General features: G+C 46.0%; 25 protein-coding genes. 4 read left to right on the top strand and 21 right to left on the bottom strand.

Annotated features, from left to right (window positions below; translation table 11 throughout):
* Positions 1-45 precede the first annotated feature (45 nt).
* From CR164_RS13190 to CR164_RS06190, 8 genes are all read right to left on the bottom strand, one after another.
* Positions 46-222 carry a hypothetical protein gene (locus CR164_RS13190; RefSeq protein WP_239994484.1) on the bottom strand — a complete coding sequence of 59 codons (177 nt, stop codon included), beginning with the start codon at positions 220-222 and terminating at the stop codon, positions 46-48.
* 5 nt (positions 223-227) lie between these two features.
* Positions 228-461: a hypothetical protein gene (locus CR164_RS13195; protein ID WP_239994485.1), complete on the bottom strand. Its 234-nt coding sequence runs from the start codon at positions 459-461 to the stop codon at positions 228-230.
* Between the two features lie 204 nt (positions 462-665).
* Positions 666-3,821, bottom strand: a complete 3,156-nt coding sequence (locus CR164_RS06165; RefSeq protein WP_110023078.1) for an efflux RND transporter permease subunit — start codon at positions 3,819-3,821, stop codon at positions 666-668.
* 23 nt (positions 3,822-3,844) lie between these two features.
* A complete protein-coding gene (locus CR164_RS06170) occupies positions 3,845-5,023 on the bottom strand; it encodes an efflux RND transporter periplasmic adaptor subunit (RefSeq protein WP_110023335.1) in 1,179 nt (392 codons plus the stop codon).
* 151 nt (positions 5,024-5,174) lie between these two features.
* Positions 5,175-8,279, bottom strand: a complete 3,105-nt coding sequence (locus tag CR164_RS06175) for an efflux RND transporter permease subunit (RefSeq protein WP_110023079.1) — start codon at positions 8,277-8,279, stop codon at positions 5,175-5,177.
* A 117-nt stretch (positions 8,280-8,396) separates the two neighbouring features.
* Positions 8,397-9,908 (bottom strand): TolC family protein, encoded by a 1,512-nt coding sequence (locus CR164_RS06180; protein ID WP_110023080.1) that lies wholly within the window; start codon positions 9,906-9,908, stop codon positions 8,397-8,399.
* Positions 9,909-10,081: 173 nt separating this feature from the next.
* A complete protein-coding gene (locus CR164_RS13315) occupies positions 10,082-10,693 on the bottom strand; it encodes a CPBP family intramembrane glutamic endopeptidase (RefSeq protein WP_110023081.1) in 612 nt (203 codons plus the stop codon).
* 136 nt (positions 10,694-10,829) lie between these two features.
* Positions 10,830-11,804: an ATP-grasp domain-containing protein gene (locus tag CR164_RS06190; RefSeq protein ID WP_110023082.1), complete on the bottom strand. Its 975-nt coding sequence runs from the start codon at positions 11,802-11,804 to the stop codon at positions 10,830-10,832.
* Positions 11,805-12,035: 231 nt separating this feature from the next.
* Between CR164_RS06190 and CR164_RS06195 the strand changes: the two genes are divergently transcribed.
* Positions 12,036-12,617, top strand: a complete 582-nt coding sequence (locus CR164_RS06195) for a pentapeptide repeat-containing protein (protein ID WP_110023083.1) — start codon at positions 12,036-12,038, stop codon at positions 12,615-12,617.
* Positions 12,618-12,828: 211 nt separating this feature from the next.
* On the opposite strand, the gene CR164_RS06200 is transcribed toward CR164_RS06195, so the two are convergent.
* The gene (locus CR164_RS06200; RefSeq protein WP_110023084.1) at positions 12,829-13,182 is read right to left on the bottom strand and encodes a DUF4180 domain-containing protein; all 354 of its coding nucleotides are present in this window, start codon (positions 13,180-13,182) and stop codon (positions 12,829-12,831) included.
* Between the two features lie 633 nt (positions 13,183-13,815).
* On the opposite strand from CR164_RS06200, the gene CR164_RS06215 reads away from it, so the two are divergent.
* Both CR164_RS06215 and CR164_RS06220 read left to right on the top strand, forming a co-directional pair.
* A complete protein-coding gene (locus CR164_RS06215) occupies positions 13,816-14,652 on the top strand; it encodes an arylamine N-acetyltransferase family protein (protein ID WP_110023086.1) in 837 nt (278 codons plus the stop codon).
* A gap of 272 nt (positions 14,653-14,924) precedes the next feature.
* Positions 14,925-15,122 carry a hypothetical protein gene (locus tag CR164_RS06220; RefSeq protein WP_110023087.1) on the top strand — a complete coding sequence of 66 codons (198 nt, stop codon included), beginning with the start codon at positions 14,925-14,927 and terminating at the stop codon, positions 15,120-15,122.
* 184 nt (positions 15,123-15,306) lie between these two features.
* Here CR164_RS06220 and CR164_RS06225 read toward each other — a convergent pair whose 3' ends face one another.
* The 5 genes from CR164_RS06225 to CR164_RS06245 all read right to left on the bottom strand — a co-directional run bounded on the left by CR164_RS06225 (position 15,307) and on the right by CR164_RS06245 (position 18,632).
* Entirely contained in the window at positions 15,307-15,852 is a 546-nt protein-coding gene (locus CR164_RS06225; protein WP_110023088.1) for a hypothetical protein, read from the bottom strand.
* A gap of 2 nt (positions 15,853-15,854) precedes the next feature.
* The gene (locus CR164_RS06230) at positions 15,855-16,643 is read right to left on the bottom strand and encodes a penicillin-binding transpeptidase domain-containing protein (protein WP_110023336.1); all 789 of its coding nucleotides are present in this window, start codon (positions 16,641-16,643) and stop codon (positions 15,855-15,857) included.
* A 93-nt stretch (positions 16,644-16,736) separates the two neighbouring features.
* The gene (locus tag CR164_RS06235; RefSeq protein ID WP_110023089.1) at positions 16,737-17,189 is read right to left on the bottom strand and encodes a protein tyrosine phosphatase family protein; all 453 of its coding nucleotides are present in this window, start codon (positions 17,187-17,189) and stop codon (positions 16,737-16,739) included.
* A 76-nt stretch (positions 17,190-17,265) separates the two neighbouring features.
* Positions 17,266-18,111, bottom strand: coding sequence for a hypothetical protein (locus CR164_RS06240; protein ID WP_110023090.1), 846 nt, complete (start codon positions 18,109-18,111; stop codon positions 17,266-17,268).
* 32 nt (positions 18,112-18,143) lie between these two features.
* Entirely contained in the window at positions 18,144-18,632 is a 489-nt protein-coding gene (locus CR164_RS06245) for a GNAT family N-acetyltransferase (RefSeq protein ID WP_161953495.1), read from the bottom strand.
* Positions 18,633-18,914: 282 nt separating this feature from the next.
* Between CR164_RS06245 and CR164_RS06250 the strand changes: the two genes are divergently transcribed.
* On the top strand, positions 18,915-19,469 hold the full coding sequence (locus CR164_RS06250; protein ID WP_110023092.1) for a GNAT family N-acetyltransferase: 555 nt from the start codon (positions 18,915-18,917) through the stop codon (positions 19,467-19,469).
* A 320-nt stretch (positions 19,470-19,789) separates the two neighbouring features.
* Here the strand turns inward: CR164_RS06250 and CR164_RS06255 are convergent, their stop codons facing one another.
* The 7 genes from CR164_RS06255 to CR164_RS06290 all read right to left on the bottom strand — a co-directional run bounded on the left by CR164_RS06255 (position 19,790) and on the right by CR164_RS06290 (position 26,670).
* Complete coding sequence (locus CR164_RS06255) at positions 19,790-20,191, bottom strand: TIR domain-containing protein (RefSeq protein ID WP_275068356.1); 402 nt, start codon at positions 20,189-20,191, stop codon at positions 19,790-19,792.
* 22 nt (positions 20,192-20,213) lie between these two features.
* On the bottom strand, positions 20,214-20,876 hold the full coding sequence (locus CR164_RS06260) for a hypothetical protein (RefSeq protein ID WP_110023094.1): 663 nt from the start codon (positions 20,874-20,876) through the stop codon (positions 20,214-20,216).
* Positions 20,877-20,947: 71 nt separating this feature from the next.
* On the bottom strand, positions 20,948-22,195 hold the full coding sequence (locus tag CR164_RS06265) for an SIR2 family protein (protein ID WP_204901794.1): 1,248 nt from the start codon (positions 22,193-22,195) through the stop codon (positions 20,948-20,950).
* A 213-nt stretch (positions 22,196-22,408) separates the two neighbouring features.
* The gene (locus tag CR164_RS06270; RefSeq protein ID WP_110023337.1) at positions 22,409-23,212 is read right to left on the bottom strand and encodes a competence protein CoiA; all 804 of its coding nucleotides are present in this window, start codon (positions 23,210-23,212) and stop codon (positions 22,409-22,411) included.
* A 267-nt stretch (positions 23,213-23,479) separates the two neighbouring features.
* Entirely contained in the window at positions 23,480-23,953 is a 474-nt protein-coding gene (locus CR164_RS06275) for a DM13 domain-containing protein (RefSeq protein ID WP_193525190.1), read from the bottom strand.
* 500 nt (positions 23,954-24,453) lie between these two features.
* Positions 24,454-25,332, bottom strand: coding sequence for a class I SAM-dependent methyltransferase (locus tag CR164_RS06280; RefSeq protein ID WP_110023096.1), 879 nt, complete (start codon positions 25,330-25,332; stop codon positions 24,454-24,456).
* A gap of 555 nt (positions 25,333-25,887) precedes the next feature.
* Entirely contained in the window at positions 25,888-26,670 is a 783-nt protein-coding gene (locus CR164_RS06290; RefSeq protein WP_239994486.1) for a PhzF family phenazine biosynthesis protein, read from the bottom strand.
* Between the last annotated feature and the right edge of the window lie 237 nt (positions 26,671-26,907).

Genomic DNA, 26,907 nt, shown 5'->3' on the forward strand with positions numbered 1-26,907 from the left:
CATATAAAACCCTCGAAACACCAGCATTTCTATACCATAATCACATTACGCTATAATTCCCATACAAAAAAGCCGTCCTGATTTGTTCAGGATACCTTCCGGATTCTCCCGATTCTGAAGAATAAAATGCTGGATATCAAAGCCGATCATGTAAAGGCAAGGTACCAAAACAACGGTCAACGGAGTTGCCAGCAGCAGACCCCAGCCCAGCGCGAGAGCCATCGGCATCATCGTGGCATCCGTTCCGCCAATACCGTAAGCAAAAGCGGCAGAAGGCCGGCAGCGGTCGTCACCGTTGTAAGCAGAATGGCACACAGACGACCAGCCGTACCTTTTGCAACCAGTGCAGAAACATCCCTTGATTGCCCGGACTTGCAGAGGTAGTTGACCAGGATAAGCGAGTCGTTGACCACAACACCGGCCATACCGACAACACCGAGCAGTCCGAGGAAGCTGAACACCTCACCGTGCAGCGCAAAAAATTATAACGACACCGATAATGGGCAAACGGTATCGACATCCCTTTAGGTACCGGGAAGATCCGTATCGGGTTGTGAATACTCTCCAACCGTACCGCATGCGGAGAGTATCAGTAAAAACATGAGGATCAGGCCCAACCGATGTTCTGTCGTTCTGTTCATCATATCCATCGTTTCTCCTTTACATCATTGCGTACTTTCACTCCCGGGCTCATGCGGCGGGCCGCTGATCTTTTCCTGAAGCGATTGAAAGAGCACGTAGAGCACCGGAATAATCAGCACGCCAAGCAACGTCCCGCTGAGCATTCCCCCCACCGCCGCGGCGCCGATAGAGTGGTTACCGAGGGCGGATGGCCCGGACACCCAGAGAAGTGGCAGAAGGCCGAGAGCGAAGGTAAGCGAGGTCATGAGAATAGGCCGAAGCCTCACCCTCGAACCCTCAAGTGCCGATTCAATAAGCGAATACCCGGCATTCCTGCGCTGAATGGCAAACTCCACGATCAGAATAGCGTTTTTTGCAAGCAGTCCTATCAGCATGATCATCGCGACCTGCACATAGATGTTGTTTTCGATGCCGAAAAGCTGTATCCCGGCAAAAACACCCAAAATGCCGGTCGGGATCGAAAAAATAACCGCAAGCGGCAGGATGTAACTTTCGTACTGCGCAGAAAGCAGGAGATAGACAAACACAAGGGAAAGCAGAAATATATAAACCGCCTGACTGCCTGACTCAATCTCTTCACGGCTCATCCCTTTCCAGTCGTAGGAAAAACCGGCAGGAAGAGTCGCCGCCGCAACCGCCTCAGCCGCTTCGATAGCCTGACCGGTGGTATATCCCGGAGAAACAACGGCATTGACCGTCAATGCATTAAAGAGATTGAAATGATTTACAGTCTCCGGACCGTAAACTTTTTTCAGGCTTACCAGCGAATTCATGGGGACCATCTCCCCCATTGCATTTTTTACGAACACACCTTCAAGCGTAGAGGGATCTCTGCGGTCTTCTGCCTCTGCCTGAACAATAACCCTGTAGTATTTGCCGAACCGGTTGAAATCCGACACCTGGAAACTGCCGTAATACGCCTGCATAACCCTGAGCAGTTCATCGACACTAACGCCGAGCTGGCTCGATTTTACGTCGTCCACCACCAGCTCGTATTGCGGATATCCGGTATTGAACGAGGTAAAGGCAAAAGCGATTTCCGGGCGGGCCATCAGCGCTCCTATAAAACCGTTGGCCGTTTCCCCGAACTTTTCCAGGCTGCCGGATGTCCTGTCCTGTAAAACCATCTCAAGCCCTCCCACATTACCGAACCCAGGAACGGTAGGGGGCTGGAAGGGGAAAAAGACTCCTTCGCTGATCGATGCAAGCTTTTGCGATACCCCGCCCATGATAGCGCCGATATTTCTCACCCTGCCACGCTCTTCCGGGTCCTTGAGGCTGACAAAAACAACACCGGCGGAAGGGGAACTTGCTCCGGCTATCAGGTCATAACCTGCGACTGAAATGACGTTGTTAACGCTCTCCTCTGCCTGCAAAATGGTCTCGGCCTTGTCAAGGGTTTGCATTGTCCGGTCAAGCGACGCCCCGGGAGGAAGCGATGCGGAGAGAATAAAGAAGCCGCTGTCTTCGTCAGGAATAAAGCCGGTTGGTGCGGAAGCCGCCATCCAGAATGCAAGCCCGGAGACCGCGGCAAGCCCGCCAAGGCTTACCCATTTTTTGCGGATGAGTACCTTGAGAGTGCCGACATAGCGTTCGGCCACCAATGAAAAACCGGCATTGAATCCCCTGAAAAGACTCTGCTCAAAACGTTTGAACCAGCCCAGGTTTTCCTCTCCTTCACCGCCCTTCGTAAGAAACAACGCACAGAGTGCCGGACTGAGCGTCAGTGCATTGACAGTCGATATCAGAACTGCTGTTACCAGCGTAAAGGCAAACTGGCGATAAAACATCCCGATCGAACCACCGAGAAAACCAACGGGAAGGAAGACCGAAGCGATAACAAGCGTCGTGGATATAATCACGCCGGTTATCTCCCGCATAACCTGGTGTGTGGCGACCCTTGCCGGAAGATGCTGCTGCTCCATCCTTGCATGAACAGCTTCGACAACAACGATGGCATCATCGACCACAATGCCGATTGCGAGAACAAGCGCGAACAGGGTCAGCAGGTTGATTGAAAAACCGAAAAGGGTCAGGAAGAAGAAGGTACCGACAATGGCCACAGGCACGGCAATTGCAGGAATAAGCGTGGAACGGAAATCCTGCAGGAAAATGAACACCACGAGAAAGACCAGCGCAAAAACCTGCAGCAGGGTAAAAATGACCTGCTCGATCGACTCGTCGAGCGACTTCTTCGTACTGTAAGGAATGATGTAATCGATCCCTACGGGGAACGATTCCGCCGCCTCCTCGAGTACATCCTGGATGGCAATCTGAATATCATTGGAGTTGGAACCCGCTGCCTGGAAAATCGCCATGGTTATAGACTCTTTGCCATTGGCGTCCGCATCGACCGCATAACTGAAAGCGCCAAGCTCGACCCTTGCCACATCCCTGAGCCGCAGCACTGAGCCATCCGCATTGGTTCGCAGAATAATGTTGCCGTATTCACCCGGCTCCTTCATTTTTCCCTTGTACCGGATGATCAGTTCGAGGGCCTCACTGGTGCCCTCGCCGAACCTCCCTGGAGCAGCCTCTACATTCTGGCTCTGAACAGCCGCAATCACCTCCTGGGGAGTTACCGAATAAGCCGCCAACCTGTCCGGCTTCAGCCAGATGCGCATCGAGTAGTCTCTTGCCCCGAACACCATGGTCTGGCCAACTCCGTTGACACGCTGCATATCGGGAAGCAGGTTGATCTTCATATAATTCTGCAGGAATGTCGCGTCATAGGTTTCCGGATCGTCGCTGAACAGGGTAATCACCATGATCATGCTGTTCTGCGTCTTGGCGGTTGTCACCCCGAATCTCGTGACCTCTTCGGGCAACTGACTGGTCGCCGTCGCCACCCTGTTCTGAACATTGACCGCCGCCTGGTCAGGATCGGTGCCCGTCCTGAAAAACACGTTGATCACCAAGGAACCGTCATTGCTCGATGTCGATGTCATATAGGTCATGTCATCGACACCATTGATTGCCTCCTCGAGCGAAGGAGCTACCGAACGGGCGACGGTTTGAGCATTGGCTCCTGGATAAATAGCCGATACTTGTACAGCGGGTGGTGCTATATCGGGAAACTGTGTGAGGGGCAGTTGTGTAATACCGATCAAACCAAGCAGAACAAAAAATACCGATATAACCGTAGCGAGAACCGGCCTGTTGATAAATCGTTCAAACATAGTCTACATGTTTTCTCAGCTGTTCATCGATGCTGCTTTTTCTGATCAGGGCTGCCTTCTTCTTCAGAAGGTTGTGGATCGATCACTGTCCCGTCCGGTAAACGTGAGAAGCCGGACACGACAATCATATCGCCGTCTTCAAGACCACCGCTGACGATATAATTGGAATTGCTTTTGCCGACAACTGTTATCGGGGTTCTCGTCACACTGTTGTCCTCCGAAACCTTGAAAACAAAAATCCTGTCCTGAAGATCCGCCGTGCTTGCCTGAGGCACCTGCACAACGTTATCGTAACGGTTGGCAATGATTACTTTTCCGGTGTTGCCTGAACGAAGCATTCCGTCAGCATTCGGAAAGGTCGCCCGAAACATGACTGAAGCGGTAGAGCGATCAAACTGGCCGCTGACCGCGTCGAGCGTCCCTTCGGAAGGATAACGGCTGCCATCGGCAAGAAGCAGGGTAACCGGTGGAACGGCGGTAAGTTTTTCCTCGATTGAGCTGCCCGGAAACTGCTGCTTGAAACGGACAAAGTCAATCTCGCTCATACTGAAATAAGCCTGCATCTCATGCACATCGGTTAATGTGGTCAACTGTTCCGGCTGGTTCTCGCTTACCAGGCTGCCGACACGAAACGGTATATCACCGATGTAACCGTCCACGGGAGCCTTTATCCTGGTATAATCGAGATTGATACGAGCTCTTTGAACCGCGGCCTCCGCCTGCTCGAGACTTGCTTTTGCAGACCGGTGGTTCGCCTGGGCCTGCTTTAACTGTATTTGCGACACGACCTTGTTTTTCACCAGCGGCCTGAGCCTTTCCACTTCGATCCCGGCAACTTCAAGAGCCGCTTTTGCCACACTTTGCGCTGCTACGGCGGATTTCAGTTCTTCACGGTACACCCGGTCATCGATACCGAAGAGCAACTGGCCGGATTTGACAAACGCACCTTCATCGACTGCTATTTCCTGAAGAGTCCCGTCAACCTGGGGCCTGACTTCAACCGTGACAACCCCTTCGAGCAAGGCTGAATACTGTTTTGCAACAACCGTCGAAGAACTCTCGATCTTCATGACGGGAAGCTGCGGCGCCTGCTGCTGCATCCCTCCATCCCTGCTTCCTCCGCCACACCCTGCAAGAGCCACAGAGAACATGATAACGCTGAAAGCAAACTTTCCTGCTCTTTTTCGAATACGTCTCACCATAACTCTATCTGACATAAACAATAATTGATACCGCAAATACAACAAACAACTCTTAAAACCTGCACCACTGGACTGGGCCATTCATTCAGGAAAAAAAGAACAGGTTCCGTGCACATAATGTACAGTACAAAAACGATATACCAAGTAAAAATCATGCCTCTTTCCGTCCGAAAGAAATCATTGAAAAAAGATTCCTGATATCGAAGCCGATCATATAAAGACAAGGTATCAAAACAAGGGTTAGAGGAGTTGCCAGCAGCAACCCCCAACCCAGCGCAAGCGCCATTGGCATCATGGCTGCATCTGTTCCTCCAATACCGTATGCAAGCGGAAGCAGACCGGCAGCCGTCGTTACCGTAGTAAGCAAAATGGCTCGAAGGCGGTCAGCCGTTCCTTTTGAAACATGAACACGCATGTCGATGTTTTTTCCTGATTGACAAAGTTCGTTGAGGTAGTTGACCAGAACGAGAGAATCATTGACAACAACACCCGCCATACCTACAACGCCGAGGAGCCCGAGAAAGCTGAACACTTCACCATGCAAGGCAAATGCTATCACAACCCCGATGATGGCAAACGGTATCGACATCATGACCAACAGCGGTTGTGTTACCGAGTTGAACAAGAGTATGAGCAGGAAATAGATTCCAAATGCTGCGACCCCGAAAGCAATGAACAACCCTCGAAGCGATTCTTCGGATTCCTGTGCCTCCCCTCCGAACACAAGTTTCATCCCGGGAAAATCGCGATTACGTGCAAAACGATTCTCAACCATACCCATAACCTCGATCGGCGTAACGGTATCCTGCTGAACCTCGGCTGAAACGGTTATCGACCGCTCTCCATCATAGTGATGAAAAATCGAAGGTCCGGCACTCTGCTTGAAACCGGCTACTTCTTTGAGAGGAATCAATCGCCCCGTCCGGTTCGGAATAGAGAGATCCTGGAGATATTCAATCTTCTTGCGAGCGAATTTCTGAAGCATCACCCTGAAATCAACCTCCTCCTCGCCATAACGAACACTGGTAACAACCTGACCGTCATAGGCGGTTCTGACTGTTCTTGCAATGTCCACCACAGACAGCCCTAATCTTGAAAGACGGTCGTGACGTATCGATATTTCAATTTGCTCTTTCCCTTCCTTGTCATCCCGATCCAGATCCGTCACTCCGTTGATACCGGACAAGTAGTTAAAAACTGAATCTGCAAGGGCAGTCCTCCCCTGATCATCGGAACCGACAACCCTTATGGTAACCGGCTTGCCGACAGGCGGCCCTCCCGACACCACGAAAAAAGTGGTTTTTTCCAGTCCGCCGATTGCCATTGCTTTCTCACGAATATCTGCAACGATCTCGTCGGCGGACCTGCTTCGTGTGCCGTAAGGAGTAAGTTTCACCGCAAGCTCGGCAAAATTTTCCTGCTCGATAGGAATAATGTCCGCCTGGGTTCCCACCCTTGTTAGATAAGCCGACACCTCGTCTTCCGGCAGCACATCGAGCAGCTTTTCGAACTCTGACGCTTTTGCCGACGTTGCTTTCAGGGAGCTTCCAACCGGCAATTCGATCCAGATGTTGAATGCATCGGCACCTTTGGTGGGAAACAAAATGTAGCTCATGTAATTAATACCATAATAGATTGCCCCGCCAAGACTGAGAAAACCGACAAAAACCAGGACGTATCGAAAACGAAGCAGGGAAAAAAGCACTTTTTCAAACATGTCGCGGACAGGCATAAACCAGTTGCGCATGGTGGACTTTTGACCTTTACCGTCATCTGCATTACCTGAATACAAACCGGGCAATATATGTGCAGGCAATACAAAAAATGCCTCGATAAGCGACATAAAAAGGGCAAGCGTAATGGTAAGAGGTATCACGAAGACAAATTTTCCCAGCAATCCCGGCATGAAAAACATCGGCGCGAAAGCCAGAAACGTTGTCAGTATGGTTGTCAAAACAGGTTTATAAACCTGGTAGATACCGTTTACGACCGCATCGACCGGAGACTCCCCGCGCTCACGCCTCTGAAAAATGTTTTCTGATATGATAATTGCATCATCGACCACAATACCGATAACGATAATGAGAGAGGTGAGGGTAACGCTATCCAGCTCGACATCAAAAAGGGGCAACAATGAAATCCCGCCGAGCAGGGTAAACGGTATACCGAGCGCAACCCAGAAGGCTGTTCGGATATTGAGAAAAAGAGAAAGAACAATAAGGACGAGCACAAGGCCTATCATACCGTTTGTCAGCACAATCGAAAGCTGATTCTCTACGTACTGTGAAAAATCAAGTCCGTAAATAAACCGGACTCCCTCGGGCAGAAGTTTCTCCTCTTCATTTACCAATTCACGTATCGCTTTGACCGTCCGTATAATATCCGCGGATTCGCTCTTATTGATGAGAAAAGAAATTGCAGGCTCTCCGTTGATCCTTGACAAAACACGCTCTTCCTCAAAACCATCGGTTACATCCGCAATATCCGAAACCCTGATGATCGGACCGTCGAAGCTCGAACGGACAACAACATCCTCGACCTCTCGAGGATCTCTGAACTGAGCGAGCGTCACGACGTTTTTTTCACTGGTAAAAGACTCGAGCGATCCTCCGGTTGCCCTGATATTTCGCTGCTGAATCGCATTGACGACCTCCTGCATGGGAATCTGGAGATTCGTTATCCTGTCAGGATAGAGTTCGACCTGTATTTCTCTGTCACGGTAACCGTAACGCTGAACACTGGCTACTCCGGGAATGTCTTTGAGTTTTTTTTCAAACAGCCGGGCGAGCTCTCTGAGCTCAGGGTAAGCCATCTCTCCAGTCAGGCCAACTTCGAGGATTGGAAAAATCGAGGATTTAATATCGGTGATCAACGAAGACTCGGTTACCTCTTCGGGAAAATCCGTTATGCGAAAAACAGCTTCCCGGATTTCCTGTTTTACCTCGTCAGGATCCGAAGCATCCGGTTCTATATCGACAATAACGATCGAGACATTTTCCATCGACATGGAAAAGACACGCTTGATATCGGTAACGCTTTTCAGTTCATCTTCGATCTTGTTGGTGACGTTGAGCTCCACGTCTTCAGGCGCGGCACCGGGATACTGCGTGGTAACCACCATCTGTCCGAGATCAACCTTGGGATATTGGGCACGATTGATCTGCCATAGCGTAGCCATGCCGAACAGCAGAACCAGTATCGTCATGAGATACGCGAGCATATGACGCTCAGCAAAGAATCGGAAAAGTGATTTCATGCAGACTCGATCAAGTCAAAAGAAAATTAGTGACGAGTAACGAGTGACCAGTCACGACCCCCCATTCTCTATCATCTATTACCCAATACCTGCTAACCATTAACCAAACAACCCTTCTTACTCCTGCGCACGAAGTGCGCTACTCCTTGCTCCTTGCTCCTCTTCATACAATTCATCCATCAAAGCCTGGTACTGCAACCAAAGTTTCTGGTAATTCAGAGCATTTTCAGCATATGTCAGCTTGGCACTTTCCTCATTATCCCTGCTCATGATAACAAAAGTGAGATCACCTCTTCCCTGCTCGTATATTTTTATCTCCTCGATGGTTCTCAACCTTGCCGACTCGATCTGCTCACGGTTCAGTTTCAGAACCCCGTTAAGCCTCATCATCTGCGCATGAAGAGAAGAAAGAGATGCGTCGAGAGAAAGGAACACATCTTCACGATCCTTCTCGAGCTGAAGTACCTGGAGGCGGTTTCTCTGATAATTCGCTTTAGCAGTTCTGTTTTCAATCGGGAGCGAAAGTTGCAGCCCGATTGCGGCATCTTTTTTCTCGAGATTGAAAGAGTCCCACCCGTTCTCCTCAGCATTTTTAGCCGTCACTGCGGCAATCAAAGAGAGATCGGGTTTACCTGTTTCTTTCACACCTGTTGCACCGACATCGAGCTGTTCTTCCCGTAATTCAAATATCCTCAAAACCCTCGATGAATCCTGCAGCTTCGCTCTGGCTGAAACAAGAGACCGGGGAAGCCGCAGGTCATAAAGATTGAAATCAGGCGTTCCGGTAAGAATAGTGGATGCCTGTACCAGAACAGACAGTTCCGCCTTTAACGCTGAAAGTTGCGAGTCAACAAGCCCCAAGTTCTGCTTCCATGTGTTCAAGGCGTCCTGCGCCCTTATCACGTCTACCGAATCAACAAGAAACGCATTGAATTTGCTTTTCGCTCTTTCATACTCCTTACGGCTCAGGTGAAGCCTTCTCTCAATTATCCTTTTCTGTTCCTCGAGGTAAACCCAATCGAGGTATTTCGAAATCGACTCGGTAAGAAAATCCTCTATGTTCTCTTCAGCCTGAATGACAGCAACATCGACATCATAGGCCTTGAGGTCATATTCCAGACGAGTCAGCTTTCCTCCCCAGTTTCTCAACAACGGTTGGGAATACTGCAGCTCTATGCTGTTTTCATAAAATCTTTCCGGATAAGAAAATAGCGGTGCCGCTTCAAAACTGCTTGAAGTACGGTTCAGAGAATAGGTAGCCGAAAGCCTCCCCCCCGTATCCCAAAACTGCTTGTTTACGCCTGTCTCCAGTGAAAGGGCATTTGTAAGATCAGGACTGAATACAGCGATTGTCGACTCTTCACGCGACCATGTCAAAGAAGAAGAAAGGTTCCAGTCAACCTCGCCAAGATTGCTTTGCTGTTCGGCCTGTTCGATCGCACTGGTCAACCGCTCTTTTTCAAATATGGGATGAGTGTTCTGCAAAAGAGTGACGAAAGCCTCTCTGGTCAAAGGCTCGGCATGAGAGAGTTTGCTCGCAGGAAAAATCAGGAAAAGAAAAAAAATGCAACAAGAAAAAACAGTTGTTACATACCGCGCGAATCCATTGAAAAGGATCATGTTCGACATAACGTGCGTATCAGAAAATCTAACTCAAAGAGATATTTGAAATTTTCTGTAATACATTGCAGCGTAAACGCTTACATGTGCTAACAAACCACGGTAGCGAAAAGTTCATGAAGTTTTCCGGAGAACAGCAAAGAACTATCGTCGAGCCCCATGGAAATGAGAAAAAAAATTTATCACAGATTTCTCGCAACACCTGCCAGCACCCCGAAGATCCCAACCACTCCATGAAAAACGGAAACCCCGACAAGATTCGGGATGTAGTAATAAATCAACGCCCAAAGAAGACCGATACAAAACGTCAGAGCGAGGGTTAGCCAGTCTCCATAAATGATATGTATGAAAGAAAATGAGAGCGCCGAAAATAAAACAAGCGCCCAACCATTTCTCACCCCGGCAGCACGCATTTCCGCAAACAAAAAGCTCCTGAACAAAAACTCTTGCATCGGACTGGACAGCAGAAGATAAAAAGGAAAAAACACAGTCATTGCCGGATAAAAAGGTCCCGGTATCAACTTAAGGTAAAACAATAATGCAAATAAAGCGGAAAACAGAAGTGTCAATACAATGTTTACCCTCAGTGAAAGACCGAGGTTGTCTACTCTGATCCCAAGTTCGCCAAGAGTGAACCCCCTATAAATACTGTATACCACGGTCACACAAAAGCTCAGCAGCAACAGGGGCAAACGAAACGTAAAAGGAACGAAACCGGATGCGATCAATGAAGCAGGAAGAAAAAAAAGAAGCAGCAAAACCGGCAGGAAACGTAAGAACGAGAATTTTTCCATGGAACAACAGCGAGTTACAAGCTACAATGATTCCGTCGAGCAGCAAAGTCCATTGCTTCGCAGCCTTCTGCAGCTTTCTTTCAAAGTTTTGTCTTGCTTTTCAACCAACCAGCCGAGAATAAAAGTTCAAAGCAATCTATTCGGGGTGAACCAAAGCATGTTCGACAAGCAGATCAACGATCATATCCCCTGTGGCTTCCGACCATCTGTATACAGACTCGATTCCCGGATTCGCATTTATCTCCAAAACAAAAAGCCGGTTCGGAGAACCAGGATGACCCTTACAGTCCAAAGCAAAAAAACGCAAAGGCACGCTTTCATAAATTGCACTGCACAACCTCTTCCACTCTTCGGCAATCTCAATCTGACAACCAATCACCTTACCGCCGATCGAAAGATTGGATGCCGGATGAACCGCAAGCAATAAATCGTCATCAAAGACCTTATCGCCATACTTAGCGATGTAACTTCTAAAAGAGATCATTTCCCCACGGCCAAGCACTCTCCCATCCGATTCACCGGAACCAGCAGTCAGCTTCGAAACATTCCGAACACCACCTCCCGTCATTTTTCGAGTTTCACGCTCGATAAGAACAACAGGCCTGCCATCCAGCACCAATACCCTGTATTCCGCTCCCTGTACCATCTCCTGGAAAAGTATTCCATTGTCATACTCTTTTGCGTATGCGACTGCCTCGGAAACATTCGACGAATCATACAAAAAAGACAACCCGGCTGCACTCCTGCCTCTGTTCGGCTTGACAACAACAGGATAGGATATTTCAGACAATACCCGCTCGAGCGAAGAAGATTTCTTTCCGCGATCCGAAAGATCCGTACCGCCGGTAAATGCAATGAACGTTTTAGGAACCCGTATGCCGTTTTCAGCCAGTATTCTGATCGTCAGCTCTTTATCATCGACCACCGACATCCAAAGAGACGAATTGAATGGCCATAACTTGAGAGGCCCCGCCCCGAAAAACGCTCGGCTTCCACCTCTTTCAACAACGCCAATACGACCGTTCAACTTGTCGTAGTAAGTAAAACCGGCTCCCAACCTTTTTGAAGAGGCCGCTATACGGGATAAAAACAATGAGTTGTAACCCGGCATCTTATCTTTTCATAGTCTCTTTTAACGGAAACAGCAAAAAAAACATAGCAACCACCTCACGAAGCAGCACTGTGAACTTCACATACCGCAATTGACTCGTAAAACAAACAAAGGAAACCTTTACAAATCAATATCACGGATCTATCTTGTAATACATAAAAAACACATTACAAAAATTTCAAACCGAATCACCGTCTTTTCAATCACAGCAACCGTTTAACTGTTCGCCTTTTGAGAAAAAAACATACCGATCATAGCGAAAACCGGACATTCGAGAAAATCACCTTTGACGAAAAGAATCCTGCTTGTGGCATTTACGAAGAGTGCACCTTCATCCACTGTAACATGAACAATGCCGACCTTTCCGGCATCACCTTTCGAAACTGTCTTTTTGAAGGCTGTGATCTGAGCCTGGCCAGGCTCAGGGAAACCGGTTTTCAGGAAATTCGTTTTGCCAACTGCAAGCTCTTGGGCATGCAGTTTTGCGACTGCAGGAAATTACTGCTGGAATTCGAGTTCGAATCATGCCTGCTCAAACTCTCGGTCTTCAACAAGCTCGTCATAAAAAACACCCGCTTCACCGACTGCAACCTGCAGGAGGCCGATTTCACCGGAACCGATCTTACTGGTACTGTTTTTACAAACTGCGACCTCATGCGGGCGACTTTCGAGCACACAACTCTCGAAGAAGCCGATTTACGCTCAGCCTATAATTTCTCAATAAACCCGGAAACAAACCGAATCCGCAAAGCCCGTTTTTCCCTGACAGGAGTGACGGGGCTGCTGGATGTTTATGGAATCGAGATTGAATGAGGGGAGAGGCTGAATTATTGATCTTTGATACCATCGAAAGAAAAACGGGCAAGTTGTCATGTCGATGCTGCCGCTACTGATCGAGCGGAATCTTATTCTTCGACCTTTAACGGAGCACCTCATGATGCGGAAAAAACCGCACTCCAACGCCAGGGTTCAGTTGCTGGTCGTGAAGCCGGTCAACTCAATGCCATTGTTAGAACAATAGAGCTTATGCAAGCTTCTTTAATGCCGAATCGAAATCGGAAACAAAGAATATGTGGTTACCCCTATTACACTCAATGATGAATGCATTCAATGCGTTACTATTGTATTTTTCATATTCGCCTACAATAGCGAGTTGTTTATGATAATTCGATACCTTCTGAAGTATCTCCCCTGCAATACCAGTTCTCAAGTTGAAAAATTGAGGATCAAGACTCGTTTCGTTTATAATAATCCTGCTTGCACCCTGATAATCTGCATTACCCAGCAAATCTGTTGCATCCTGAACAGAATTGATTTTAGTTTCAGCAGACACTTTAGCTATTTTCGAATTTCCGTATTCTAAAATTTCAAATTCCATTTTCTTGATTCTCCCGAATGTTTTTTTAGTACTGACACTAACTTTTTTTCTTGTGCATCTCAGAAAATAATAGACTTGTTTTTCATCCTGTTCGAAAAGCTCGGTTCATCGATTTCACCTGCCGCCAAAGCCATGACCGCGTTAACAGTTCCGGCTTCTGACGACTTCGGTCGCCGTCCGTTACTATGCAAAAACACATAGGCAGCAGCCAAATCAAAGACAGACGGCTCGTCGCCGTAATATACCCCGAAGGGGTACACGATGTCCCTTACTTGATCGTCAAGCGCTCAGCCACAACCTTTGGCAGGATAACACCTGTCGAAATACCGATCTTCATTACTGTTGCACACATAAAAATCACCTCGATTTTGTCATACCATATGGTATAACAAAACAAGACCATAGCCAAGAAAGCTTTTCCTCATCATTTTGTCCAGTAAAACCGAGTCCTGCAACGAGCGATCAAGGATGACCAACATTTCCTTTTGCATCACAGAACATCAAAAACCATGGAATATTTTTTGATTCAGCTTTGCAATAATCCACCCATGGAACAATGCGTTCAAAATGTTAAGTATATTATCACCATGGTCAGAACCACATTCCGCTAAATATCTATATCAAGCTTCCCGTATGAAGGCCGATAACTTTAATCTCCAGGCATATTTTTCCAGAATTAACTTTCAGGGTAGCGTTTCTGCAGATTTTTCAACATTGAAAAACATGATGCGGTGTCAGCTGTTTTCTGTACCATTCGAGAATCTTGATGTGCAATTCGGGAAAGTTGTTTCACTCATACCGGAAGAGATTTATACAAAAATCGTCGATCAGAAGCGCGGTGGGTACTGTTATGAGATAAACGGATTGTTTGCCATGGCCCTCGGTGAGTTGGGCATACCGTATCAGTTTGTCGCCGCTCGTCCGATGACCTATCCTTCTCGTCGTCCGAAGACACATATGGTGATTGTGGCAAGCGTTAACGGTGAAAAATGGCTATGTGATCTTGGCTTCGGAAGCTACACTATACGTGAACCGGTCAATCTCAACTGGCTTGACCAAGACATCAAGCAGGATTTCGACACGTTCAGGCTGTCGCGGAATCCGAGGCAAGACTATCTTTTGCAGTTGCTTGACAACGGTGTTTGGAAAGACCTCTATGAATTCAATCTATGTCCCCAGGAGTGGATTGATTTCGAACCAGCCAACTATCTGAACTCCACCCATAAGGATTCGATTTTTGTACAGTCGCTGATGGTTGTTCTGCATACACCTGAAGGAAAAAAGGTTCTGAGCGGCGATCGCTTCAAATCCATTTCAGAAGGCATGACAGTGAAGTCATCGGTCAGCAAAGAGGAGATTGCTTCACTGTTGCAGCGAGAGTTTTCTCTCCAGTGCCAGCTCGAACAAGATTCAGGATATCGTTTTTCAGAAGCTAAACAAGTTGATAGCAGTAGTGCTGCTGGAGACTAGTTGCTAGAAACCCCATAGCAAAGGCTTACAACCGCTAAACACCCCTAACTGACATTTTTTTTAGATAGCGCACTTTTTTCTTGGCGAAGTATTGGCGAAATTCTAAATTGCAAAGACAACGTTTTTTAAGCCGTTGTTTGACCTTCCAAACGGCATATTCTTAGCAAATAACTCATAGAGCCTGGACGTTTTTTTCGTTCACGCCATAGCCGATGTTATCTGACTGATAGTAAGACAGCGCAGGTAGGCTTTAAAAACAGCACTATTAATCCATGAAAATCAGAGAATTCAAACACCGGGACCTGCGCTTTACCCTTCATGAGGAACCGGACCTGGATGGCCATGCCACCGTCACGCTTTTTATCGAAGATGAGGAAGTGAAAGACTCAAAAACCAGAATCCGGATAGAAGAGGTGAATGGTTTTTTCGAACGGTTGCAACAATCCATCGCTTCAACGATCAAAGGATAACGGCTTTCCGTTAGCCAACACTTTTCATACAAGCTTCTTGCAGCACACGTTGTCCCATCCTGAAAAAGTTGACGGTTTTTCAGGTGCATATATTTCATCTGGGGTTCGATAATCTAGCGCCGGATGAAGCCGTTTGTTGTTAGTCGCAGAAGGTTATGGGATTAATGATCCTGCGAGGAGAGTGTCACTGTACCCTAAACCTGTTCAGTGCAGCCGCAGCTATTCCAACGATAACAAACGCAAAGGACGTATAAATGAAAGCATACTTGGTTGTTGTGCCAACAACCGCCAACCATGCGACAAAAGCAGGCTGTGAAGGATAGACTGAAAGCATTGTTACAATGCTCAGGTTTTCCAACAGATCAAAAATCGCCGCACCGAACGGCAATACATTCAGCAGTTGCATCTTGCTATCAGGCCTGAAACCTCGCTGGAAAAGCCACGAAATGAACAGAGCCAGAAACAATGTGTAAAGAATGGGATTGAGGATATCGGCTGTCAAATAAAAAAACCGGAGCAAGGAACGCCCCTTTTCACTGTATGCAGCAACAACAGCAAACGCCTCTTTCGGCGTATAAAAATGACGAGAGTCCAGCCCCTCTATACCGGCCGATGCAGTTTGAGCAATCGGTAGAGTGATCACCACGAACCCTACCAGGACAACAAAAAGCAAAAAAACCAGCCAGCCCTTGCTCCATCTGCGCAAATGATCCGCAAGATTTCTTATCATGCTTACAATAACCCTCGAGCGTTTAAAACTCCTTCGACAATCGCTTTCGCTTCCCTGCCGGAAGGATTTTCACCTCCTTTGACATTACACGCAAAAACGTAAACATTTCCTTTGCTCTCCACGAACCCGACAAACCAACCCAGCGTCCAACTACCTTCAGCATCCATTCCTGAACCGGTTTTTCCATAGAGTGTTCCTTTTTCAGTTTTAGCAACCAGCATTACATCACGTAATGTCTCGACGTTACTGTCAGAAAAAGGCAGTTTTCCATCAAGCAGTTTATTCAGAAGTGCTACTTGCTCGTCTGCACTGATAACAACTGTTTCACGTTCGGGATGGTAAAGCCAGAAAACATCGATACCGGCTGAAATATCCATACTGCCATAACCAATCCGCTCCATGTATGATTTCATGCACTCAGACCCAATTTGCCGGGCAAGAATTTGAAAAGCAGGCACCGCCGAAACACGAAATGCCTCACGAAGCGACAGGTCTTTATTCCATGCATCATAGCTGCGATGCACCCCGTCCCATGAGTACCACGGTTCGTCCGAACCCTCGATCAGGCCAAGTTCCAGCCCGATAAGCGTGTTGTAGATCTTGAATGTTGAACAGGGAGCAAGTGGCTTTGCGGCACGCACTGGATCAACGGATATCGTTTCCCCAGAAGAACTGTTGTGGAGCACGAATGCCGTATCATAGCCCGTGAACAGGGATCTGTCAATTTCCTGCGACTTTGATTGCAGCGGAAACAAGAGGAAAAGAAAAAGCAGAAAAATAAACCAGTTCATAGGCGCTGTATTTTCGAGGATTGTTGAACTGTCAGTAATTCTCATCAACACACTTCATATAGTTATATACGTCTTTCCGTCCCCTTTTTCTTGTTATAACCCAACATCTTTTCCTTCCAGACCCATGAAATCTCGCCATACCATATTTGGCTCCCACTCAGCGATAATGACTTTCTTCGCTTCTTCAGAACTCACTTTGTGAACCAACCTGAAATATTGATACAGGAACGCTGACACTCTGTAATTCACGACACAATGCACCCAGCACTTCTTCCCTTCAAATGCCTGCATAAGAGAGAAAAACGACCTCAGATGCTCAGCCGTAGGTGATTCGAATGGAACGGCAAGATGCACGTACATCATCTTTCGCGCTGTTACGATGTAACCTTCTTCCGGTATCGCGTTATCGGAGTTTGGCATCGCTAGATTGATCACCACTTCAAAACCCGCTTCAGCGATTTCCTTAAACTGCAGTTCTTCAGGCTGACCGGAAGAAGCTAAACTTTCCGAAATCGCCTTGTAGTTTGTGATTTCTTCGATGCTCATTGATTATAACGCATGGCATAACCGGCAATTTTCGTAGCGCATAGCGGCACGAAGATTGTCCGGGTTCATGCAAATGTCAGGATAGTTTTGACACCATCCGTGTTTTGAATTCATTTAAATAATCGAAAAATGAAATGTCAAATACATCTAAAAAAACGTCTTTGCTATCTTTATTTTGAAGTAATTGATGATAATAAACAATGAAGCGGTCGTGTCCATATGTGTTTATCAAATCATCCACAATGCATCCAAATTCGGAGTATATAAAATAGTACTTGTCTTTTAGTTTGAACTTTTTGGATTCAATTGGCGCCTGCTGCAATGGCTGCGGCCACCAGTAAGGATGAAAAAAGATATCTTTTGATAAATGCTCAGAAACTTCTCGTTGCGTGAAATAACCTGCTTTACCAAACTGATCAGACGAGTATACGGCGATACCTTCATTAAGCCATGCAGGAAATGTAAACGTTCCAAACAAAGACAAATTCTGTTGAGTAAGCGAGTGCGATAGTTCGTGCTGAAGATACATTCCAAAGCGTTTTTCATTTGCAGTTGCTTCATCCTGCACCTTTCTTGAAAATACGATTCTACCCAAAAAAGGAAATGATTGAGCACGCGTTAACGAGCCCGTTATTCTTTTCTTTTCCTGATCGGATTCGCAAAGAATAATATCAACTTTCCGCTTATACTTAAGACGATGAATTTTTTCGTTTTCATCGATCAATTCGTCAACATCCTCCAAACTTGGCAGATTGTACCCCTTGTGATAATATACAGTTGCTCTTTTGTAGATTTTCTGCTCAAAGCCTACAATTACCGGACTATAAGGAACCAACCTTCCATATACAGTCGAATATCCAGTTATGACAATTAAAATGACAAAAACACTGATGCTTAGTATTTTGATTTTTTTTGCATTCATTATTACCTATTCTTTTATCCCAACGATGAAGCTCAGTGGCGCGGCTTGTCCGCATCCGCTGAAGCGCCTTGTTCAGCACTAACCAACGTCTTTCTGAAAACGACCTGTCCGTCGTCAAGGAAACCATCTTTATACCAACCGAGATGTAAATAAAATCCTACTGCTCGAAGTTCGGATTCCGACCCTGTCGAAAGCCACGCTTTTTGAACTCCCACTCTGCGCAATCCCTCTTCGGCGGCATCCATAAGCACCCGTCCAAACCCGTTGCCTTGAAATTCAGGTCTTACAAAGCAGGCGAAAACGTAGCCATCCGAAATTTGCACCATCGAGAATCCGACGGGCTGACCGTCTTCCTCAGCGAGGATCGTAATGTAGTCTTCCCCTTCAATCATTTCCTTGACGCTTTGAATGGTTATGCCGAGGCTTGCCAGTTCCTCTCGTGATTGGTAGTTCTCCACGACCGAACACCGGATATCAAATAATGTCTCGGCGTCATTGGCCAACGCTGGTCTCAATTTCATAAGCTTTTGTCTCTTGCTGCCGAACATTATTTAGTATCTGTACTACAGCTTCTCTTGTGCCACATCAATAAGATACCGCTTAAACACCTCTCTCCGGCATACAGCTTGCAAATTCTGGCTATATATGGGAAGTGCGTACACACCGTTAACCAGTGTGGTGATCGTGAGGCGCTGGAATAATTCGAGGGATTTATATTTTGAAGGAAATGGTCTGCATTTTCCAGCCCACACAGGCCAGCACAATTAACGTTTGCCAGAGCATCTCCATAAAATGAAATCGCGATGACAAAAGAAAATGTCCTGATAAGAGACGAGAAAAAGTACGATGCCGACGTCATTACCGAAGTGACTGCGGCGGCTTTCGAGTCTCTGGAATTCAGCACCCACACGGAGCAGTTCATCATCGAGGAGCTTCGTTCCTCAAGGGCCTTGACCTTATCACTGGTCGCAGAAGTAGACGGCCATGTTGTGGGGCATATCGCATTTTCTCCCGTGGCCATTTCAGATGGCACCACTGATTGGTACGGACTTGGGCCGGTTTCCGTGCTGCCGCCCTACCAGCGAAAAGGTATTGGCACAGCGCTGATACAGGAAGGGCTGTCACGATTGAAAGACCTCGGGGCTAAAGGCTGCTGTCTCATCGGGCATCCACAGTATTACAGGAAATTTGGATTTGAAAATGTTCCCGGGCTTGGACTGAAGGGAGTTCCAGAAGAGATATTTTTCGCACTTTCTTTTGACGGCTGTTTTCCGCAGGGTAATACCACACTCCACGAAGCATTCAAAGCTACCGGCCCGCAAGCGCCAGCAGGAAACACAGACGCGTCGAACTCCTGATGCTTGACGCCAGGGCTCACAAATCCCCGCAAGTATGAAGATTCGCAAAGCACAGTTCTCACTGGCTGGGGTGGCTGGATTGCTGGATGTGTATGGGGTGGAGATTGAATGAGGTAAAGAGATGTTGAGGTGTTGATTCGTTGAGTGCTTACAAAAGATTCTTTAATGCTTGTAACAGTAAAAACACCCACCCACTTATAAAGCTAATAGGATGTCCCCTATTTCAATGAGCCGTCGAACTCCATGCTTAGCGACAATTGCTGCGGAGTGCCAAGCGCCAAGAAAGCGTTAAGAAATCACTTGAACGCATTGTTAGCAGCTCAGGCATTTTGAAAATCTTTCAATGCCGTCATTAACTTCATACCGGCTTTCCATGAAAGTTCGTCACCTTCAAATTCCGAACGATAGAGACCTTGAAGGTTTGAAGGCACTGGGATTCGCTTATCCCAGAGTAGAATTACCTTCTTATTATAGAGAACGAAAGCCGCACCAATTTCGATCAAAACATTCTGATTAATTGAAGGCATTTTATCTTCAGTAGGCTCTTCATCAACAGACACGATAATGACTGCAGCGTTGCATTTCCGCATTGAATTGAAGACTTTCTCCGGAACGGGAATTGCACTCGTTTCTTCTGTGACGGCAAGCTCATAGGGGATCTCTGCTACTCCCAGCATTGTTTCGACTTGCTCTACGATCTCCATATTTTTACCGTGAGAAATAAATACTCGAACAGCAGTCTCCTCATCGACAGCTACAGTGGAAAGAGTTTTCGATTAATATCGGTGGCTCCACTTCTTTATCATCATTCTCCGCCTGTTTTTTTTCCAGTTTCGACACGACCTCACTGTCTTCTACAGAAGGTTCTTCTTCTTTAGAAATTCCCGCGCCTATAAACAACTCCAGTGTATCGGTGCTTAAAGCAAGTCGTGTGGTCTGCCCCCTACGACCAATGGTTAAAGTACCAAGTTTGGCCTCTTCACAAAGGCGAAAAAAACACACCACGCGATCTTTAATCGATTGTTCATTGTCTGTCCCTAGAACTTCTGAAAAATGCTCGTGCCAATGTGAGCCAGCATCGACGTTGCTAATTTCTTCAAGATCACTATGGAATGCCCACTCCAAGACTGACACATACGCAGTATTCGATTTTAAGATTTCTTGAAAAACGACATGTCGAGGCCATGAGTTCCTTGCCAAGTGCCAGCCTCGCTCATCAAGCTTAATATTCTCTCCCTCTCTTTTGATGATATTCCACTGGTCATAAGCAGGCATCTTTCGAGCATCTAATATCTGCTTTCTTATTACCTTTTTCGCATCATCAACTGAAGCTCCGGCAGGCTTGGTTTTCAGGTAACCTATAAGATCGTTTATGTCTTCAATTGTGACCAATACAGGTAGAGCCATGATTCTTCCTTTTTATCTTCTAGTAAAGAAGCTAACGTTGCCTTCAGGGGTTTCTCAGTTGCAATGCCGTGTTAGCTGCCTGCTTCCAATTCAGATTTGATCGCGCTGTAACTCTTGCAGGCCTCAATAAATCCTCCATACCAAATTGAAAGTGGACATTTTGAATTTCTTGAAACTTCAAACTCACCATTTTCTTTTAAGTCTGCAATGTCAGGAGCGGCATTTTTATTGTGCTTTGTTGCCATTTCGTTTGCATTTACTGCTATGGTTTTACAAAGATTTATAGCCCACTCATCGTACCTAAACTGCATTGGATCCTGATCATCAGGAGCCCAGTCAATTATGACTACCGGTTTATTTCGATCCCCCCTTCTTATTGTATGTAGAGAATTATTTAGGTGGAAATCGTTGAACCCATAGCCCAAAAATAGAAACGCATCAGCCTTAGCTGAAATTTCATCAATTCTTGAGTAATAAGTTCTGAACGGCGACCTCTGAATTTGATTAGTTTTTCCATAACCAGCAACAATTACAGAGGTTGGCATGCTTATGCCCTCAGAGTTACCTTGGGAATTTCTACCTAAGGAATTATCACTAAATGTAGAATTTAAATCAGCATTCCACTTGATAGCGTGCATATCCAGCCCTTCTCCTTGCATGTCAAAGTGGACTGATCCGTGTAAGTGATATATTAACTCCCAGTCAGATCTTTCATAAATACTAACAGGATAAAAAGTCCCGTTATCATCGAATCCAGTAAAAAGATGAGGACAAGCTTGCGTTATAAGGTCATCATAGTTTAGAGTTATAAACGCAACATCATAGTCGCTGTTTAGCTGATTAATAAAATTTTCAAAAATCTGGAAATATATCTTTTTGCTCTCTTTAGAAACCTTGCAACGCTCTCTAAACTCATCTATCAACTTATCTACCAGTCTATAGCAAAGTTGCCTAAGATCATCACCACTAACAAATTTATTGCCTGCATCTAACTTTAATTTTGGTAGTTTTTTCAACTCACAAAAAGCATTCATAGGCAGACTGTAATTATCATCTCCAAGAGCGGCTGATAGTTGAAGTATCACATATAGAATTTCTTCATAGTTTGATTCCTTACATAATCCTTGCTTTGGGTTTTTGCTGTAATAACTGTTGACTTCATCCCTTATATAACAATACAAAGTTTTATCTTCATAATTAGCTAGCTGATACCCATCTTTTGCCCACTCAGTAAACAAGAGATCGACACCTCTTACACTAGGCATTCCTAACTCAATCGAAGCACCAGCTCCAATAACAACCATTAGCTTTTTTTTCATTTATTCTTTCATCTATGTTCATTCTGTGATTCGTAACTGGTTGCAACTAACGGCCGATTTGCTTTCGGACTAAGCCGACCGGGGGAATTGCATCCCTAACCCCTTGCCGAAACGAACGTGAACGTCTCCGCTGATCTGGTAACCATTATCCAGCCTTTCGGAATACATCTCACTTTCTGTTGTAGAAACCACTTCATTCTACCATTATAGGTTTTAAAGACGTCTATACCGTCTTTTCCTTCTGCTGGTGTGTCCATCAAATCTTGGCAGTGCCCGAGTTCGAGTATGTGTGTTTGCCGCTTGTTGTTTGAGCTCCCCTTTTGTTATCTCTGTGTGAATTGGCTGAATAATATCATCAAAGAACTTATCGAAGTTATCACTGTTAAATAACTGAATAAAGCTAGCGCGTGAAAATGGGGACAGGTAGGCACTGTGTAATGGTGTTTTAGGAAATAAAAACCAAAGCATTGACTGTGCAACATCTTTCGTAGTTTTGAAGTCAAAAAACACTAAAGAATTATTATGCCATTCTTTTAATAGCCTGCATTCATCTGGAAAGTATGTTCTTATAATAGGAACATTTGTAGGAAGTGGTTTGCTTTCTTCCAGCATTTTCTCAAACTGCTTTTTATCTATTTTTCTTCTTGTTCCATCCACAACCCAAACCAGTTTCTGATAAAAATTATTTCTGGATAGACGTTCTTCAGGATTTAGAAGGGAGTGTTGAAATTCAAGAATCCATCCACTTTGTGTCTTAACATCAGCTATGTGCTTTTCGCCACTTTGATCAAAATGAACTACTTCTTGCCACTCTATAGGAAAATTAGCCTTCCATGAGCGATGCCATTCAGTTTCATTTTCCCACCATTTGTCACAGTTTCGATTACCCTTGTGAGACCAATGATTTACTTTCAACTCGCCACATTTAGCAATTAATTCAGCACCACAACTCGGACAAACTCCCTTAGCGCCTTTAGTTGCTTCAATTTTCTCATCATTCAAAAGTGCGTATTTCATTTGAAACATCTGATAGAGTTCGTTCAATCACATACCTTGCCAGTCTTGTATCTGTCCCCGAGACTAGGAGACATCGTTGATGAGCTTTAAAAGCGTGCGATTCAAAAAACCATATGGCAAAGCTTGCAGTTGTAACCATAACCGTCTTTCCATCTCAGCCAGTAATATCAGCATTTGGGGAAGTTGTTCCGTAACCACAATAAAAAACACAGACGCACTAAACGCCACGTCAACAACTTATTGGGATTTTAGAATACCGCCCCCAAACTACTGGTATTTGGCAGACGTAATAAACTCTCCGAAAGCTTCGCACCAAACAATAACGCTCGTGAATTTCGAAGGATCGATATCTGGCGGGACTTCCAACACAAAGTTCTCGAATGTTTTAACATCGCCCACGCGAACCATAGTAGACTTCAAACGATTGAAGTCTGCTTCGGTCTCGACGAATTCCGGAGAAAGATAGAGTTTGTAATCTGGACCAGGCGCCAGCCGGCCCGTAAGGGAAATGTACTTGGGGCCAACCGAAACCGTACCTTCTCCCCAATGCAAAGCATCACTGCCTTTCAAATCTCTTCGGAATTGAGCTGTATACCTTGCTTCCGAGGACACCTCCTCTATTGCAGCTTCGCTTGGCGCAGACTGGGCAATAAGAATAGGTAATGTATAGATGCCGACCCCGAATCCCAAGACGCCTACGGCAAAGTGCGTTACGATCAGTAATACCACGCGTATTTTCATGATTTCAACCTGTTATGAGTTTTTTTCTATGCCTCACTTTTTTTCCGCACTACAAAATTCCTTGTCACCTGTTAATAATATACAGCACAAACACTTTTTTCGGATCAAAACTTCTGCATTCTTCTGGCACACAGGCAGGTTCTGACGCCTTTTATACCAGTTATTCAGCAGTTGCAGATTTGCTGTTACTCTCTGTGAGTGAGCCATTCTCTATGGTTCAGCGATCAGCAGAATAAAGGCCATATACTTTGCAAGCCCGATGGCACACAAGCTCTTCGTTTGAGTTTCATTATGCAATTGCATTACCTCAAATCAACAACATCCTTTGGAACGAAAAAAGTTCTACAACTTACAGGCACGGTGTCTCTATTAATTGTCATGAGCGTCAGGAGTACGAGGCGGACGGAGCACAGAAACCGGAGTGTACAAAGAGCACATGAAGATTTTGGGCACCGACCAACGAACTAATCACGACACGAAATAAATTATTAGAGGTACCGTCATGGCTTTTCAGCATAAGAAAGAACATAATCCAGTCCAGCATAGACACTGTCAGCAGAGCGATTGAATGTTGATTGCGCAAGCATCTTTGCCAGAGGAGGCAGCTTGTCGACAAACGTCCGGTCTCTTGACAGATACTCATGAAGAGGCATATAGACATCGTCACGTATTGACTTGATATCAGTATTGACAAATCCGGCTTTGGAGAGTTTGTTATCGTAGGATGGGATCAAATAGTAGTTTTCTTGCGGAATATTGAATTTACCTGCCACAAGGTTCCATGAAATCCACTGCTCTATTCGCCTGAAGAGATTATTGGAGTTTTTTGTTGGTAAAATGTCAGCTGTCACAAGCCTCCCGCCCGAACGCAGAACGCGGAACGCTTCCTTGAAAAAATCCTCACGGGTTCGATAGTGGAACGCGCTTTCCACGGAAACGACCAGATCAATGGATTCATTGTCAATCGGCATCTCTGTTGCCGAGCCTTCCCGTAAATCTATTGATTCTCCGAGTCCCGCATCAGCAACATTCATCCGGGCTCGCTCAACCTGAGATTTCGTAATATTCAGCCCGATGATTTTTTCAGGCTTCATGCTCCTCGTCCAGAGAATATCCTGATCGCCAAAACCGTATCCGCAGTCCAGTACGATATCACCCAGGCCCATGCCCCCTCTTTTCGCCACCAGAAGCGCAAGCGCTTCACTGGCTTCATCAATGGTATCCACATCCCGCCAATAGCCAAGATTGAGATATAACGCATTCTCAGTAAGAGACGTGGTGCCAATCAGATCATAGACTTCCGTTGTCTTCAGCCCATGAAACGGATTGAAAAGCCAATTCAGATATTCAAAAAAACGACCGATCGTGTTGTCTGACATTGTAATTTTCCGTTTTCCGCTGAAGAAATCCGAATCCTGTTTACCGTCCGTCGAAAAGCATCTTAACCTCTGAATGCACTTGAATGTTCGGGTGCAGATCGTTTTTGTTGAAAAAAAGGAGCGGATGTCCTTGCGTGTATAATGTATCAGACAACGTGACTCAGACAGAACGCCTGCAATAAACGGCGCGAAGAACATGCGTCTGGTGACCGCAGGGAACGAATTTGATTGCTTTATGAAACATTTGCCTCTGATAACCCCCTAGCTCGACAGTATTAACATGTGCATCGATTGTGAAGTACTGGAGTTTTTCCACGATCAGGGTATAGACTATCAGACAAACTCCATCCCCTCCTTTTTTGACCATGAACAACAGTACAAACAAAACCAAATACAGGGTTTCTATGGCATACTGCATTCCTGAGAAGTATTGGGATCACCTTGTCCGTCGATCATCAGAAAATGCATTTCGGAAACCGTCACGGTTTCTACATCTTTTGCCGTCGGCATTTAGAGAAGATTCAGCTCTTTTTTGAAATCAATTATTTTCAAACCTCATATTGTTATGGTACCGGAACAATATGTCATGGCATTCCCTCCTATCGAAACCCTCTCCATTCTATCTTTACAAAACAGCTCTCCCCCGCGCCTGCTTAGCTGTAATGCACATAAGACTGGCTTGTCAAGGCGTTCGGCCCAATAAGGAATTAAGGTGCAGTGTGCTGATCCTGTAACAGGATCTTCAGGAACACCGACGCGTGGTGCGAAAAAACGGGAAACGAAATCCGAACGGCTACCTGGCGCCGTAAGGATAAGCCCATGGTAATTCAGACGAGCAACCCCTTCTATATCTGGCTCGAGCTCCCTTACGGTCTGTTCGTCATCGAACACCACCATGAGATCACGGGCTGCTAAAACACACGATGGCACTATGCCTAATGCAGTTTCCAAACCATCCGGAACAACACATGGGGAGGGCTTACGAGATGGAAAATCAAGCCACAACAGCCCATCCCGTCTTTCCACTGATAAGCACCCGCTCTTGCTCATAAACATCACCTTTTCCGCGTCTTTATTCAAAACGTTGAAAATCAAGTGAGCGCTGGCAAGCGTTCCATGACCACATAGATCAACCTCGACCAAAGGAGAAAACCAGCGTATGTCGTAATCATTCTCTCTCGGTACCAGAAATGCCGTTTCTGACAGATTGTTTTCAGCCGCAATCGACTGAAGCAGTGCGTCAGGCAACCACTTTTCAAGCAAGCATACTCCTGCCGGGTTCCCGGAAAAAGGCCCACGTGCAAACGAATTGATTTGGTAAAATGGAATGTGCATCATGTTTTTTTTCGGCAAGTCCGTGCATTATACGGTTTTCGAGTCCACACCCATCTATCATTCAATGTTGTATTCCTGATTATACTCAATGGATCGGCAAGGAAAAAACGGATAAGGAGAATGCAGAAAGAGGGATTGATTCGCTGCGCTCACCCCGACAAGTCGGGGCGGACTCGCTTTGCTCGCCGTCCCGGCAGCATAGCTGCCGGTCGAACCCTCCTATCGGATTCTCATCACTCT

Origin of the sequence: Prosthecochloris marina (assembly GCF_003182595.1) — a bacterium.
GTDB classification, from domain to species: domain Bacteria; phylum Bacteroidota; class Chlorobiia; order Chlorobiales; family Chlorobiaceae; genus Prosthecochloris; species Prosthecochloris marina.

What these genes read in the sequence shown, in the direction of transcription:
- CR164_RS13190 (WP_239994484.1), bottom strand. Translation starts at nt 222, where the DNA reads ATGGCTCTCGCGCTGGGCTGGGGTCTGCTGCTGGCAACTCCGTTGACC.
- CR164_RS06165 (WP_110023078.1), bottom strand. Translation starts at nt 3,821, where the DNA reads ATGTTTGAACGATTTATCAACAGGCCGGTTCTCGCTACGGTTATATCG.
- CR164_RS06170 (WP_110023335.1), bottom strand. Translation starts at nt 5,023, where the DNA reads ATGGTGAGACGTATTCGAAAAAGAGCAGGAAAGTTTGCTTTCAGCGTT.
- CR164_RS06175 (WP_110023079.1), bottom strand. Translation starts at nt 8,279, where the DNA reads ATGAAATCACTTTTCCGATTCTTTGCTGAGCGTCATATGCTCGCGTAT.
- CR164_RS06180 (WP_110023080.1), bottom strand. Translation starts at nt 9,908, where the DNA reads ATGTCGAACATGATCCTTTTCAATGGATTCGCGCGGTATGTAACAACT.
- CR164_RS13315 (WP_110023081.1), bottom strand. Translation starts at nt 10,693, where the DNA reads ATGGAAAAATTCTCGTTCTTACGTTTCCTGCCGGTTTTGCTGCTTCTT.
- CR164_RS06190 (WP_110023082.1), bottom strand. Translation starts at nt 11,804, where the DNA reads ATGCCGGGTTACAACTCATTGTTTTTATCCCGTATAGCGGCCTCTTCA.
- CR164_RS06200 (WP_110023084.1), bottom strand. Translation starts at nt 13,182, where the DNA reads ATGGAATTTGAAATTTTAGAATACGGAAATTCGAAAATAGCTAAAGTG.
- CR164_RS06215 (WP_110023086.1), top strand. Translation starts at nt 13,816, where the DNA reads ATGAAGGCCGATAACTTTAATCTCCAGGCATATTTTTCCAGAATTAAC.
- CR164_RS06220 (WP_110023087.1), top strand. Translation starts at nt 14,925, where the DNA reads ATGAAAATCAGAGAATTCAAACACCGGGACCTGCGCTTTACCCTTCAT.
- CR164_RS06225 (WP_110023088.1), bottom strand. Translation starts at nt 15,852, where the DNA reads ATGATAAGAAATCTTGCGGATCATTTGCGCAGATGGAGCAAGGGCTGG.
- CR164_RS06230 (WP_110023336.1), bottom strand. Translation starts at nt 16,643, where the DNA reads ATGAACTGGTTTATTTTTCTGCTTTTTCTTTTCCTCTTGTTTCCGCTG.
- CR164_RS06235 (WP_110023089.1), bottom strand. Translation starts at nt 17,189, where the DNA reads ATGAGCATCGAAGAAATCACAAACTACAAGGCGATTTCGGAAAGTTTA.
- CR164_RS06240 (WP_110023090.1), bottom strand. Translation starts at nt 18,111, where the DNA reads ATGAATGCAAAAAAAATCAAAATACTAAGCATCAGTGTTTTTGTCATT.
- CR164_RS06245 (WP_161953495.1), bottom strand. Translation starts at nt 18,632, where the DNA reads ATGAAATTGAGACCAGCGTTGGCCAATGACGCCGAGACATTATTTGAT.
- CR164_RS06250 (WP_110023092.1), top strand. Translation starts at nt 18,915, where the DNA reads ATGACAAAAGAAAATGTCCTGATAAGAGACGAGAAAAAGTACGATGCC.
- CR164_RS06260 (WP_110023094.1), bottom strand. Translation starts at nt 20,876, where the DNA reads ATGGCTCTACCTGTATTGGTCACAATTGAAGACATAAACGATCTTATA.
- CR164_RS06265 (WP_204901794.1), bottom strand. Translation starts at nt 22,195, where the DNA reads ATGAAAAAAAAGCTAATGGTTGTTATTGGAGCTGGTGCTTCGATTGAG.
- CR164_RS06270 (WP_110023337.1), bottom strand. Translation starts at nt 23,212, where the DNA reads ATGAAATACGCACTTTTGAATGATGAGAAAATTGAAGCAACTAAAGGC.
- CR164_RS06275 (WP_193525190.1), bottom strand. Translation starts at nt 23,953, where the DNA reads ATGAAAATACGCGTGGTATTACTGATCGTAACGCACTTTGCCGTAGGC.
- CR164_RS06280 (WP_110023096.1), bottom strand. Translation starts at nt 25,332, where the DNA reads ATGTCAGACAACACGATCGGTCGTTTTTTTGAATATCTGAATTGGCTT.
- CR164_RS06290 (WP_239994486.1), bottom strand. Translation starts at nt 26,670, where the DNA reads ATGATGCACATTCCATTTTACCAAATCAATTCGTTTGCACGTGGGCCT.